We start from the raw sequence: 14,284 nt of genomic DNA on the forward strand, positions 1-14,284 counted from the left end.
AAGGAATACCCCTATAACCTTTTTGTGTCAAAACGCAGACTTTGATCCGCCAATCGCCCCTTTCTTACGGCTAACGCGCTGATTCGTAAGGTTTGCGCGGTGTTTGCGAGGCCGCGCGAGCGGCGTGCCCGGGGTGCCGGAAGCCATGCGCGGGACGCCTCCGATGGCGGGTCGCCGGGGGCTCGATTAGCCTGTGGGACTTGTCGTTTTCGCCACACATTGGTGACAGATAACCATGTTCCCTCTACGCCTGATCGCCGCCGCGGCCGCCTCCACCCTGGCCTTGGCCGTCGCGCCGGCCCGCGCGTTGGACGTCGCGAGCTTCTCGCCCGACGTCGCGCCCTGCGCCGACTTCTATGACTACGTGAACGGCCCGTGGGTCGCCCGGACCGAGCTCCCGGCCGACCGCACCCGCATCGGCAGCTTCGACGCGCTGCGCGTGGCCAACGACCGGCTGCTGAGCGAGGCGCTGGCGGAGCTGCTGGCCAAGCCGGCGCTGCAGAAGTCGCCGGGGCTGAAGCAGGTCGCGGCGTACTACGCCAGCGGCATGGACCGCGCCGCCATCGAGGCGCAAGGCCTGAAGCCGATCAAGCCGCTGCTGGACCGCGTCGCCTCGATGAAGTCGGCCGAGGACCTGCCCTTCGCGCTGGCGCAGCTGGGCCGCGTGGGCATCGCCGCGCCGGTGGGCGCCGGCGTGCGCGCCGACGTCAAGAACACCCGCGTGAACGTGCTGACGCTGGGCCAGGCCGGTCTGGGCCTGCCGGACCGCGACGACTACTTCAAGGACACCGAGATCGCGAAGAAGCTGCGCGCGGCCTACCGGCTGTACGCGCAGCGCCTGCTGTCGTCGGCCGGCTTCGACGCCACGCCGGCGACGATCGACGCCCTGATGGCCTTCGAGTCCCAGCTGGCCGACGCGACGACGCCGCGCGCGCAGCTGCGCGATCCGCTCAAGGTCTACAACCCGATGACGACGCCGGAGCTGGGCGAGAAGGCGCCGGGCCTGGCCTGGGACGCCTATCTGAAGGCGCTGACGCGCAGCGACACGCGCGCCGGCGGCGTCGAGCGGCTGATCGTGGCGCAGCCCGACTTCCTGGCCCGCGTCGGCCAGATGGCCGGCAAGGTGCCGCTCGCCACCTGGCAGACCTACCTCCGCGTCCGGGTGCTGGAGAACAGCGCCGCACGCCTGCCCAAGGCCTTCGCCGATGCCGACTTCGACTACCGCGGCGTGGCGATCTCCGGCCTGGAACAGCCGACGCCGCGCAACGAGGAAGTCATCCAGCTGATCGGCGGCCGCACCGGCGGCAGCCCGCTCGGACTGGCGCTGGGCGAGCTGTTCGTCTCCAAGGCCTTCTCACCGGAGGCGCAACGCCGCGCGACGCTGCTGATCGGCGACGTCAAGGCCGCGATGAAGACGCGCATCCAGAACCTGGCCTGGATGAACCCCGAGACCAAGGTCAGGGCGCTGGAGAAGCTGGAGGCGATGCAGCCCAAGATCGGCGCGCCCGAGACCTGGCCGAAGTACGAGGGCATGACGCTGGATCCCAAGGACTTCGCCGGCAACCAGCTGCGCGCCGCGGCCTGGTTCCACGGCGAGCAGATCAAGGACCTGGACCGCCCGAGCGACCGCACGCGGTGGACGATGTCGCCGTACATCGTGAACGCGCAGGCCGGCGGTCTGAACGAGATCACCTTCCCCGCCGGCATCCTGCAGCCGCCGTTCTTCGATGCGAAGGCCGACGACGCGGTCAACTACGGCGGCATCGGCATGGTGATCGGGCACGAGATCGTCCACCACTTCGACGACCGCGGCCGGCAGTTCGACAGCATCGGCAGCCTCAACGACTGGTGGACCGCCTCCGACGCCGACAACTACAAGGCGCGCGCGGACCGCGTGGTGGCGCTCTACGAGAGCTACGAGCCGGTCAAGGGCACGCACATCAACGGCCGTCTGACGCTGGGCGAGAACATCTCCGACATGGCCGGCATGCCGATCGCCTTCGACGCGCTGCAGAACGCGCTGCGCCGCACGGGGAAGACGGACAAGATCGACGGCTTCACGCCCGAGCAGCGCTTCTTCCTGTCCAACGCCATGGTCTGGCGCAACAAGACGCGCGAAGCGGCGCTGCTGAACCAGCTGCGCACCGATCCGCATTCGCCGGGCAAGTTCCGCGTGCTGGCGCCCATGTCCAACATGCCGGAGTTCGCCAAGGCCTTCAGCTGCAAGGGCGGCGATGCGATGGTGGCGGCCGATCCGATCAAGGTCTGGTGACGCGCTGAACCCGCCGCGGCGCGACCCCGCCGCGGCCTCCGGGGCCTGCCCGCCGTGAGGCGCGGCAGGCCCCGTGCCATTCAGGACCCGTGCCTTTCGGGACCCGCGCGCGGAAGTCATGGACCGTGCGCATCACGTGCGGTGCCAGGTCTTGTCATCGCACCGTCACGCGACGATGCGCGGGAAGTCATGCATGACTTTCTACCCGATGGATACTGGGGAAAGTCGATTCACGGCTCGTCGCGGCGACGTGCGTTTCGTCGCGGATTTCCCGCGCTCCGCCCCCCGTCTTCGACGCTTGGTCGCTCGCCGCTTGGTCGACGACCCCGTGCTGCCTACGCTGAAAAAAGACCGATCGTTCCGCCACCTCGACGCGGGTCGCGACGGTTCCTCAGCCCTCAGGAGCACGACATGCACGCCACCACCGCCACCACCGCCACCACCCGCCGCACCATCCGCACCGTCCGCACCAACCTCCTCCGCGCCGCCACCGGCCTCGCCGCGGGCGCGGTCTTCGCCGCCCTGGCCGTCGGCACCGCGCAGGCCGCGCCCGACGACCTGCAGCGCGTCGAGATCTCCGGCCGCCGCCCCGGCGAGATCCCGCGCACCGACGTGCGCGCCACCTGCCCCGGCGTGGACAAGGCGCTCGGCGACCGGCTGGGCAAGGTCCAGTTCGTCGAAGGCAAGGAGGGCCTGTCCACGGTCAGCTTCCGCCTGAACGGCAACGTCGTCAGCGACGTGCAGGACCGCGGTCCCCTGGCCTACCGCACCGCGCTGCGCCGCGCCGTGCGCTCGCTGCAATGCCAGGGCGCCGCGCGCGACACGCTCTACGTGATGCAGGTGTCCTTCCGCAACGAGGACGCCCGCGACGACATGAGCGGCCGCGTCGCGCTGCTCGAGATGGCCCCGCCGGCGGCGGGCTCGTCCGCCGGCGCGGCGAGCGCGGCGATGGTCGACGGACGTTGATCGACGAACGTTGATCGACGGGCGCTGATCGGGTTGTTCCGGGAGGGGGCGCCTCGGGCGGCTGGCTAGGATGGTCGGCACGACAACCCGGAGACCCCTGCCATGCCCGTCCGCCCGACCGATGCCACGCGACGTTCCCTGCTGATCACGGGCACCCTGGGCGCCACCGCCGGCGCGCTGGGCTGGCCCTCGGCCGCGCAAGCCGACACCTGGCCCTCCAAGCCGGTCCGCTGGGTCGTGGCCTACCCCGCCGGCGGCGGCTCCGACTTCCTCGCGCGACAGCTGGCGCCGGTGCTCGGCAAGGCGCTCGGACAGACGCTGATCATCGACAACAAGCCCGGCGCCGCCGGCATCATCGGCACCGACAACGCCGCCAAGTCGCCGCCGGACGGCTACACCCTCCTCACCGGCGACAACGGCGCGATGGTGTTCAACAGCGCGCTGTACAAGAAGCTGCCGTACGCGCCGGCGGACTTCGCGCCGGTCGGCCTCATGGCGCGCTTCCCGCTGCTGCTGGTGGTCAATCCCAACGCCGGCTTCAGTTCGGCGAAGCAGTGGCTGGACGCCATCAAGGCCAGGCCGGGGAAGCACAGCTACGCCTCGCCCGGCGTCGGCAGCCCGCACCACCTGGCGATGGAGCTGCTGAAGGACCGCACCAACAGCTACATCGTCCACGTGCCCTACCGCGGCACGGCGTTCTCGACGCAGGACCTGATCGCGGGCGTCGTGCCCATGGGCATCCTCGACACCGCGGCCGCCCTGCCCCATCTGCGCGCCGGCAAGCTGAAGGCGCTGGCCGTGCTCGCGCCCAAGCGCATCGCCGCGCTGCCCGACGTGCCGAGCTTCGACGAGACCGGCGTCACCGGCGTGGAGGTCAGCGCCTGGCAGGGCCTGTTCGTCCCGAAAGGAACGCCCGACGCGATCGTGGCCCGCCTGGGCGCCGAACTCGGCAAGGCGCTCACGCAGCCGGACCTGAAAGCAAAGCTGGAAGACTTCGGCCTTGAAGTCGCACCGGGCGACGCTGCCTCGTTGGCCCGTTTCATCCAGGCCGAAACGACGAAGTGGCACGCCCTCATCCGCAGCCGCGGCATCTCGGCCGAGTGACCCGTCACCGGGGCTCGAAGGCGTTCTCGATGTCGATCTCGACGAGGTCGGCTCGCCATATTCCGGTGGATATATCGCGACTCCCGACCGTCCGGTCGGTCGTCCGATCATGGACTGATAGCGCTGTCCTCCTCTGAGGGGACGTGGGGGCGATTACTTCCGTTGTGCGTGAAATAGCCCCGGGTTATCCCTGGAAGGGCGATAAGCAAAACTGCCAGAAACGCTGTCTTACGCAATAAAGTTTGACCCAGCGCAAAGACAAAAACGATAACGACGCGCTAGGAGGCCTCTTCCCCATCACTTCCGCTCCGCCTCGTCGCGGAGCCGTCCCGTCATGAACAACAGCAACGCCGTGCGCGCGACGGTCGCCCGTCGCGTCTCCATCTGGTCCAGCGCCGCCATCGCGGTGCTCCTGATCGTCATCTGCGGCGCCCTGTCGTGGGTGCTCACGAATCAGGCGCAGCAGCGCACGCTGGACTACATGTCGGCGGAAGCTTCGTCGGTGGCGCGCGTCGCGGACGCCCTGGACCGCACGGCGCGGGATTCGGCCAACCGGCTCTACGACGTGCTGGCCGGCGATTTCGAAGGCGGCGCCTTCACGCTGGACGGCGACGGCGAACTGGCCTTCAACGGTCAGAAGCTCAACGGCAACTTCGACGCGGTCGACCGCTTCTCGCGCCGCACCGGCGGCGTGGCGACGATCTTTGCGCGCAAGGGCTCGGACGACTTCATCCGCGTCACGACCTCGGTGAAGAAGGAAGACGGCTCCCGCGCCGTCGGCACGACGCTGGACCGCGCCGGCGCGGCGTTCGGCAAGCTCTCCGCGGGCGACACCTACGTGGGCCCGGCGACGCTGTTCAAGGTGCCCTACATGACCCGCTACTCGCCGATCAAGGACGCGGGCGGCAAGGTCGTCGGCATCCTGTTCATCGGCTTCGACATGCGCGGCCTGCAGCAGGAGCTCGTGAAGATGGCCGACGCGGTCAAGCTCTACGAAACCGGCGGCCTGTACCTGCTCGACCCGGGCAAGACGCCGGCCGACGCGCTGCTGCGCGCCCATCCGCGCTCGCAGGGCAAGAAGCTGTCCGAAGTGATGCCGGCCGACCAGGCCGAGCAGTACGTGAAGACGCTGACCGAAGATCAGGACGGCGTGCTGGAGAAGGTCCAGGCCGTCTACGGCGACGGCTACAAGGACGCGTTCGCGGTGGCGCGCAAGTCGCAGGCCACCGGCTGGTGGGTGGTCGCCGAAGCCTCGCGCGCGCAGGCGCTGGCGGCGCACAACACCACGCTGTGGGTGCTGTGGGGACTGATCCTCGCGACCGTCGTGCTGCTGGGCCTGGGCGTGACCTGGATCCTCGGACGCTGGGTCGGCCGGCCGCTGGCGGACCTGAACGAGGCCGTCAGCGCCGTCGCCGCGGGCGACCTGACCCGTCCGGTGATCGTGCGCCAGCAGGACGACCTGGGCGCCCTGGCCGCCGGCGTCGAACGCATGCGTCTGCAGCTGTCGCGCACCATCAACGAAGTGCGCCAGGCCAGCGATTCCATCGGCACCGCCTCGGCGGAAGTCGCCGCGGGCAGCCGCGACCTGTCGGCACGGACCGAGCAGTCGGCCAGCCATCTGCAGGAGACCGCCTCCGCGCTGGAGGAACTCGCCAGCTCGATGAGCCAGACCGCCGCGTCGGCCGCGCAGGCCCATCAGCTGGTCGGCGAATCGGATCGCGCGGCCCAGCGCGGCGGCAACGTCGTCGCCCAGGTCGTGACGACGATGGACGAGATCTCCGCCGCCAGCCGCCAGATCGGCGACATCATCGGCACGATCGATTCCATCGCGTTCCAGACCAACATCCTGGCGCTGAACGCCGCGGTGGAAGCGGCGCGCGCCGGCGAACAGGGCCGCGGCTTCGCGGTCGTCGCGTCCGAGGTCCGCCACCTGGCACAACGCAGCGCGGAAGCCGCCAAGCAGATCAAGGGCCTGATCACCGCCAGCGGCGAGCGCGTCGAGTCCGGCGCCAAGCTCGTCGGCGACACCGGCGAGGCGATGCGCGACATCGTCACCAGCGTGAAGCGCGTGACCGACATCATCGGAGAGATCTCCACCGCGTCGCGCGAGCAGTCCCAAGGCGTGACGCGCATCAACGGCGCCGTCGCCCAGCTGGATCAAGGCACGCAGCAGAACGCCGCGCTGGTCGAGGAAAGCACCGCCGCCGCGGAAAGCCTGCGGGAGCAGGCGCACCGGCTGGTGGAGCAGGTCGGACAGTTCCGGGTCTGATCGTCGCGGCGGGCGGTACTTCCACCGCCGCTGGCCCTCACCCCCGCCCTCTCCCGCAAGCGGGAGAGGGGGCCACCCCAGTGCACCTGCCCCGAATGGCTCGGTGCATTCTCACTCCCTCTCCCGCTTGCGGGAGAGGGCGGGGGTGAGGGCCAGCGGCCGGGGCAGTACGGAAGCCCTCAGACCAGCACGCGCTCGATGCCGCCGTTGTTGGCCTTGGCGACGTACTCGGGCATCCAGTTCTCGCCGAGGATCTTGCGGGCCATCTCGACGACGATGTAGTCCGCCTCCAGCAGGCCGTTCTGCATGTCGTCGCCGTAGCGGCTGAGACCTTGCAGGCAGGACGGGCAGCTGGTGAGGATCTTGAGGTTCTCCTCGGCCCCGACCTTGCCCGCCGCGCGCAGCTGCGTCTCCGCCTTGCGCAGTTCCTCTTCCTTGCGGAAGCGCACCTGCGTCGACACGTCCGGCCGCGTGACGCCCAACGTGCCGCTTTCGCCGCAGCAGCGTTCGCTCTTCATCACCTCGGGGCCGACGAGCGCCTTCACCGTCTTCATCGGCTCCTGCAGCTTCATCGGCGAATGGCAGGGGTCGTGATAGAGGTAGGCCTGCTTGGTGTCGAGCTGGATGCCCTTCTCCAGCAGGTACTCGTGGATGTCGATGATGCGGCAGCCCGGGAAGATGTCCTCGAACTTGTAGCCCTGGAGCTGGTCGTAGCAGGTGCCGCAGCTGACCACCACCGTCTTGATGTCGAGGTAGTTCAGCGTGTTGGCCACGCGGTGGAACAGCACCCGGTTGTCGGTGATGATCTTCTCGGCCTTGTCGAACTGGCCCGAGCCGCGCTGCGGATAGCCGCAGCAGAGGTAACCCGGCGGCAGCACCGTCTGCACGCCCGCATGCCAGAGCATGGCCTGCGTCGCCAGGCCGACCTGGCTGAACAGGCGCTCCGAGCCGCAGCCCGGGAAGTAGAAGACCGCCTCCGCTTCCGCCGAGGTCTTCTGCGGGTTGCGGATGATGGGGACGTAGTCCTTGTCCTCGATGTCGAGCAGTGCGCGCGCCGTCTTCTTCGGCAGGCCGCCGGGCAGCTTCTTGTTGATGAAGTGGATGACCTGTTCCTTGATCGGCGCGGTCCCCACCGTCGCGCGCGGCGCGGCGGTCTGCTTGCGCGCGACGCGCTTGAGCAGGCTGTTGGCGATGCGCTGGGCCTTGAAGCCGACGCCGACCATCGCCGCGCGGGCCACCTTGATCGTCTCCGGATTGGTCGCGTTGAGCATCAGCATCGCCGCGGCGTTGCCGGGACGGAAGCTCTTCTTGCCCATCTTGCGCAACAGGTTGCGCATGTTCATCGTGACGTCGCCGAAGTCGATCTTCACCGGGCACGGGTTCACGCACTTGTGGCAGACCGTGCAGTGGTCGGCGACGTCCTCGAACTCCTCCCAGTGCTTGATCGACACGCCGCGGCGCGTCTGCTCCTCATAGAGGAAGGCCTCCACCAGCAGCGAGGTCGCCAGGATCTTGTTGCGCGGGCTGTAGAGCAGGTTGGCGCGCGGCACGTGCGTCGCACAGACCGGCTTGCACTTGCCGCAGCGCAGGCAGTCCTTGATGGACTCGCTGATCGCGCCGATGTCGCTCTGCTGCATGATCAGCGACTCGTGCCCCATCAGCCCGAAGCTGGGCGTGTAGGCGTTGGTCAGATCCGCGAAGGTCGTCTGGCCGCCCTGGCCGCCGGTACCCGGGCGCAGCAGCTTGCCCTTGTTGAAGCGGCCCTGCGGGTCGATGCGCGCCTTGTAGTCGGCGAAGCCCGCCAGCTCGTCGTCGTTGAGGAACTCGAGCTTGGTGATGCCGATGCCGTGCTCGCCCGAGATCACGCCGTCCAGCGAGCGCGCCAGCGTCATGATGCGCGCGACCGCCTCGTGCGCGGTCTGCAGCATCTCGTAGTTGTCCGAGTTCACCGGGATGTTGGTGTGCACGTTGCCGTCGCCGGCATGCATGTGCAGCGCCACCCAGACGCGGCCGCGCAGCACCTCCTTGTGGATGCGCTTGCACTCCGCCAGGATGGGCGCGAACGCCCCGCCCGCGAAGACGTCCTGCAACGGCTTCAGGATCTGGCGCTTCCAGCTCGCGCGCAGGGTGTAGTCCTGCAGCTGCTCGAAGTAGGAGCGTTCGCCTTCACGAGGGACGTCCAGTTCCTGCATCCAGGTGCGCCACTGCAGGCCGGTCTCGTCCAGCAATGCGAGCGCCTGCGCCACGCGGTCTTCGAGCAGTTCGGCGCTCGGGATCTCGCCGGCGTCGTCGCCCTTGCCCAGCGGCAGGTGGCCGTCGGCGAAGAAGGTGCGCAGCGCGTCGATCAGCGCGAGCTTGTTGCGCAGCGACAGCTCGATGTTGATGCGTTCGATGCCCAGCGTGTACTCGCCCATGCGGGGCAGCGGGATCACGACGTCCTCGTTCACCTTGAACGCGTTCGTGTGCTTGGAGATCGCCGCCGTGCGCTTGCGGTCCAGCCAGAACTTCTTGCGCGCATCGGCGCTGACCGCGACGAAGCCTTCGCCCGAACGCCCGTTGGCCAGGCGCACGACCTCGCTGGTGGCGCGCGCGACTTCATCGGCGTCGTCGCCGACGATGTCGCCGATCAGCACCATCTTCGGCAGCCCGCCGCGCTTGCTCTTGGTCGCGTAGCCGACGGCCTTCAGGTAGCGGTCGTCCAGATGCTCCAGGCCGGCGAGGATCGCCCCGTTCGGCTTCTTCATCTCGCCGAACATGAAGTCCTTGATGTCGACGATGGACGGCACGCACTCCTTCGGATTGCCGAAGAACTCCAGGCAGACCGTGCGCACGTGCGCCGGCATGCGGTGCACGATCCAGCGCGCGCTGGTGATCAGGCCGTCGCAGCCTTCCTTCTGGATGCCCGGCAGGCCCGCGAGGAACTTGTCCGTCACGTCCTTGCCCAGGCCTTCCTTGCGGAAGGTGCGGCCCGGGATGTCGAGGCGTTCCGTGCGCTCCAGCGTCTTGCCGGTCGCGTCGTAGTAGTGCAGGTCGAAGCTCGCGACCTCGACGTCGTGGATCTTGCCGAGGTTGTGGTTGACGCGGACGACCTCCAGCCACTTCGCGTCCGGCGTCACCATGCGCCACGAGGCGAGGTTGTCCAGCGCCGTGCCCCAGAGCACCGCCTTCTTGCCGCCGGCGTTCATCGCGACGTTGCCGCCTATGCACGAGGCTTCGGCCGAGGTGGGATCGACCGCGAACACGAAACCGTGCAGCTCCGCCAGATCCGACACGCGCTGCGTGACGACGCCGGCCTCGGTCCAGATGGTCGGGACGTCCCGGTCCAGGCCCGGCAGGCGCTGCATCTCGACGCCGCGCATGGCTTCGAGCTTCTCGGTGTTGATCACCGCGCTGTTCCACACCAGCGGCACCGCGCCGCCGGTGTAGCCGGTGCCGCCGCCGCGCGGGATCACCGTCAGGCCCAGCTCGAAGCAGCCGGCCACCAGCGCGGCCATCTCGGCCTCGGTGTCGGGCGTCAGCACGACGAAGGGGTACTCGACGCGCCAGTCGGTCGCGTCGGTCACGTGCGAGACGCGCGACAGGCCGTCGAACTTGACGTTGTCCTTGGCGGTGACCTTCGCGAAGACCTTGACCGCGCGCTTGCGCAGCTCGGCCACCTGCTCGAACTGGTGCGAGAACGCGCCCACCGCCGCTTCCGCCGCGGTCAGCAGCTCGCCGACCCAGGCGTCGCGCTTGGCGTCGTCTTCCGGATGACGACGGCGCTGCACTTCGCCCAGACGATGGCGCAGCGCGCCGATCAGCGCCTCGCGGCGCTTGGGGTTGTCCAGCAGGTCGTCCTGCAGGTAGGGGTTGCGCTGCACCACCCAGATGTCGCCGAGCACCTCGTACAGCATGCGCGCGGAGCGACCCGTCTGGCGTTCGGTGCGCAGTTGATCCAGCAGTTCCCACGACCGGGCACCGAGCAGGCGAAGGACGATTTCGCGATCGGAGAAGGACGTGTAGTTGTACGGAATCTCGCGCAGCCGGGCGGCGGGCGCGTGCGGCTGGCTCAGGTCGCCGGCCATCGCGGGGTCGGCGGGCATCAGCAGATGCGGTGCATTCATGGCGGCCAGGTGCTCGCGCACCGGGGTTGCGGCAGGCCGGCGTCCAGGGGAGCGGACACCGATGCCAGGCTGGAAAGACAAGCGGAGAGAGCTGTGGCCGTGGACCGGACAGCGCCCCGGACTTGTGGTCCCCGCGCCGGCTGGACACAGGCGTGGAAGTGGCGTTCGCGAATGGCCGCGATCGGCGGCCGGCCCGGTCTGGGCAATGGTGGGAATCGTACCGCAGCGCCAGAGGGCAATCCCCGGCGAGGGACTCTAGGGATCTGCCGCCGCCCACCCCTCGGCGAACGGTTCGCCAGTGTCACAATCCATCGATAAGCTCGCCGGCCCTCGGCGGACCGTCCACCCGACGATGTCCGCCGCGGACCGCAGAACCACCCTTCCCGAGCATCGGAGACCCATGAAGCACCTCCCGACTTCCCTGCTGGCCACGTCGGCCGTCGCGCTCGCCGCGCTGATCGCTCCCGCCGCCGCGTCGGCGCAGACCGAGATCCAATGGTGGCACTCGATGGGCGGCGCCCTCGGCGACTGGGTCAACGACCTGGCCAAGGACTTCAACGCCAGCCAGAAGGACTACAAGATCGTCCCGACCTACAAGGGCAGCTACGACGAGTCCATGGCCGGCGCCATCGCCGCCTTCCGCGCCGGCAACGCGCCGCACATCCTGCAGGTCTTCGAGGTCGGCACCGCCACCATGATGGCCAGCAAGGGCGCGATCGTGCCGGTGGGCCAGGTCATGCAGCAGGCCGGCGTCAAGTTCGACAACGCCGCCTACGTGCCCGCCGTGGCCGGCTACTACACCGCGCCGAACGGCCAGATGCTGAGCTTCCCGTTCAACAGCTCGACGACCGTCTTCCACTACAACAAGGACGCGTTCAAGGCCGCCGGCCTGGATCCCGAGAAGCCGCCCACCTCCTGGCCGGAAGTCGCCGCCGCCGCGGCCAAGCTGAAGGCCTCCGGCTCCAAGTGCCCGTTCACCACGAGCTGGGTCAGCTGGACGCAGCTGGAGAGCTTCTCCGCCTGGCACAACGTCGAGTACGCGACCAAGAACAACGGCTTCGGCGGCCTGGACACGCGCCTGGCGTTCAACACGCCGCTGCACGTGCGCCACATCGAGAACCTGGCCAACATGGCCAAGCAGGGCCTGTTCGTCTACAAGGGCCGCGGCAACAGCGCCGACTCGAGCTACTTCTCCGGCGAGTGCGCCATGATGACCGGCTCCTCCGGCCTCTACGCCAACGTCAAGAAGAGCGCCAAGTTCAACTTCGGCATCTCGACGCTGCCCTACTACCCCGACGTGCCGGGGGCGCCGCAGAACACCGTCATCGGCGGCGCCAGCCTGTGGGTGATGTCGGGCAAGAAGCCCGCGGAGTACAAGGGCGTGGCCGCGTTCTTCCAGTACCTGGCCCAGGCCCAGGTCGCGTCCGAGAGCCACAAGCGCACCGGCTACCTGCCGGTCACCAAGGCGGCCTATGAGCTGACCGAGAAGAGCGGCTTCTACAAGCAGAACCCCGGCACCGACGTCGCCGTGCAGCAGATGATCCGCAAGACGACGGACAAGTCGCGCGGCGTGCGCCTGGGCAACTTCGCGCAGATCCGCACCGTCATCGACGAGGAGCTCGAACAGGTCTGGGCCGGCAAGAAGCAGCCCAAGGAAGGCCTGGACGCCGCGGTCAAGCGCGGCAACGAGCTGCTTGAGCGCTTCCAGAAGGCCAACAAGTCCTGACCCCCGGTTGAGCGGCTGAATCTCCGGAGCGGCCCCGCCGCTCCGGGGCCGACGCTCCCGGTCCTTCCCCTTCCTCTTTCGGCGCCGACTCCGGATGTCCCAACAGAAACGCGTGGTGTTCCGATCGCGCTGGCTGCCCTGGCTGCTGCTGGCGCCGCAGGCGCTGGTGATCGGCGTGTTCTTCTTCTGGCCGGCGGCCCAGGCGCTGCTGCAGAGCCTGCAGCAGCAGGACGCCTTCGGCCTGTCGACCGAGTGGGTCGGCCTGGACAATTTCCGCACCCTGTTCAACGACGACAGCTACCTCGCCTCGTTCAAGACGACGGCGGTGTTCTCGCTGCTCGTGGCGGTGCTCGGACTGGCCGTCTCGCTGCTGCTGGCCACGATGGCCAACCGCGTCGTGCGCGGCGCGCCGGTCTACAAGACGCTGCTGATCTGGCCCTACGCCGTCGCCCCGGCGATCGCGGGCGTGCTGTGGCTGTTCATGTTCGCGCCGTCCATCGGCGTCGTCTCCTACGGCCTGCAGCGCCTGGGCGTCGACTGGAACCACCTGCTCGACGCCGACCAGGCGATGGCGCTGGTGGTCATGGCCGCCGTGTGGAAGCAGGTCTCGTACAACTTCCTGTTCTTCCTCGCGGGGCTGCAATCCATCCCCAAGTCGCTGCTGGAAGCCGCCGCCATCGACGGCGCCGGCCCGTGGCGCCGGTTCTGGACGATCACCTTCCCGCTGCTGTCGCCGACCTCGTTCTTCCTGCTGGTGATCAACGTCGTCTACGCGTTCTTCGACACCTTCGGCATCATCGACGCGGCCACCCACGGCGGCCCCGGCAAGGACACGGCGATCCTGGTCTACAAGGTCTACTACGACGGCTTCAAGGCGCTGGACCTGGGCGGCTCGGCCGCGCAGAGCGTGGTGCTGATGGCGATCGTGATCACGCTGACGGTGCTGCAGTTCCGCTTCGTCGAAAAGAAGGTGCAGTACTGACATGGTCGAACGCCGCCCCGCCCTGACGATGCTGTCGCACCTGATCCTGGTGCTCGGCGTGCTGATCGTCGCCTTCCCGCTGTACATCGCGTTCGTTGCGTCGACGCACACGGCCAACGAGATCGTCCAGGCCCCGATGCCGCTGCTGCCGGGTTCGCACTTCCTGGACACCTGGTCGGCCGCGCTGTTCGGCAACAGCGGCGGCGGCTCCAAGGCGCCGGTCGGGCAGATGATGTGGATCAGCTTCGTCTCCGCGATGGTCATCGCGGTGGGCAAGATCGCGATCTCGCTGCTGTCGGCCTTCGCCATCGTCTACTTCCGCTTCCCGGCGCGCAACTTCTTCTTCTGGGCCATCTTCGTCACGCTGATGCTGCCGGTGGAGGTGCGCATCGGCCCGACCTACCAGGTCGTCTCCGACCTGAAGATGCTCAACAGCTATGCCGGCCTGACGGTGCCGCTGATCGCCTCGGCGACCGCGACCTTCCTGTTCCGGCAGTTCTTCCTGACCATCCCGGACGAGCTGGTCGAAGCCTCGCGCATCGACGGCGCCGGGCCGCTGCGCTTCTTCCGCGACGTGCTGCTGCCGCTGTCCAAGACCAGCATCGCGGCGCTCTTCGTCATCCAGTTCATCTACGGCTGGAACCAGTACCTGTGGCCGCTGCTGGTCACCACCGACGAGAGCATGTACCCCGTCGTCATCGGCATCAAGCGCATGATCAGCGGCGGCGACGCGGCCAACGACTGGAACATCATCATGGCCACGGCCCTGCTGGCGATGATCCCGCCGGCGCTGGTCGTCGTGCTGATGCAGCGCTGGTTCGTCAAGGGCCTGGTGGACACTGAAAAGTAAAACGAGAGAAGA

At 68.4% G+C, this 14,284-nt stretch carries 8 protein-coding genes; 7 read left to right on the plus strand and 1 reads right to left on the minus strand.

Going from position 1 to position 14,284, the window contains the following annotated elements; genetic code table 11:
- Positions 1-235: 235 nt before the first annotated feature.
- The 4 genes from ACQZ13_RS24415 (at position 236) to ACQZ13_RS24430 (ending at position 6,611) form a co-directional block, all read left to right on the plus strand.
- Entirely contained in the window at positions 236-2,272 is a 2,037-nt protein-coding gene (locus tag ACQZ13_RS24415; protein WP_431048461.1) for a M13 family metallopeptidase, read from the plus strand.
- A 411-nt stretch (positions 2,273-2,683) separates the two neighbouring features.
- Complete coding sequence (locus ACQZ13_RS24420) at positions 2,684-3,238, plus strand: hypothetical protein (RefSeq protein WP_431048462.1); 555 nt, start codon at positions 2,684-2,686, stop codon at positions 3,236-3,238.
- Positions 3,239-3,340: 102 nt separating this feature from the next.
- A complete protein-coding gene (locus tag ACQZ13_RS24425; RefSeq protein ID WP_431048463.1) occupies positions 3,341-4,342 on the plus strand; it encodes a Bug family tripartite tricarboxylate transporter substrate binding protein in 1,002 nt (333 codons plus the stop codon).
- A 334-nt stretch (positions 4,343-4,676) separates the two neighbouring features.
- Complete coding sequence (locus ACQZ13_RS24430) at positions 4,677-6,611, plus strand: methyl-accepting chemotaxis protein (protein WP_431048464.1); 1,935 nt, start codon at positions 4,677-4,679, stop codon at positions 6,609-6,611.
- A gap of 179 nt (positions 6,612-6,790) precedes the next feature.
- On the opposite strand, the gene ACQZ13_RS24435 is transcribed toward ACQZ13_RS24430, so the two are convergent.
- Complete coding sequence (locus ACQZ13_RS24435; RefSeq protein ID WP_431048465.1) at positions 6,791-10,714, minus strand: DUF3683 domain-containing protein; 3,924 nt, start codon at positions 10,712-10,714, stop codon at positions 6,791-6,793.
- Between the two features lie 400 nt (positions 10,715-11,114).
- On the opposite strand from ACQZ13_RS24435, the gene ugpB reads away from it, so the two are divergent.
- From ugpB to ugpE, 3 genes are all read left to right on the plus strand, one after another.
- Positions 11,115-12,440: a sn-glycerol-3-phosphate ABC transporter substrate-binding protein UgpB gene (gene ugpB / locus ACQZ13_RS24440; RefSeq protein WP_331614752.1), complete on the plus strand. Its 1,326-nt coding sequence runs from the start codon at positions 11,115-11,117 to the stop codon at positions 12,438-12,440.
- A 94-nt stretch (positions 12,441-12,534) separates the two neighbouring features.
- Entirely contained in the window at positions 12,535-13,422 is an 888-nt protein-coding gene (gene ugpA, locus ACQZ13_RS24445; RefSeq protein ID WP_431048466.1) for a sn-glycerol-3-phosphate ABC transporter permease UgpA, read from the plus strand.
- 1 nt (position 13,423) lies between these two features.
- Entirely contained in the window at positions 13,424-14,272 is an 849-nt protein-coding gene (ugpE, locus tag ACQZ13_RS24450) for a sn-glycerol-3-phosphate ABC transporter permease UgpE (RefSeq protein ID WP_431048467.1), read from the plus strand.
- Positions 14,273-14,284: the final 12 nt, after the last annotated feature.

The sequence above is a fragment of the Roseateles sp. L2-2 genome, from assembly GCF_050613215.1.
Lineage (GTDB): Bacteria > Pseudomonadota > Gammaproteobacteria > Burkholderiales > Burkholderiaceae_C > Roseateles > Roseateles noduli.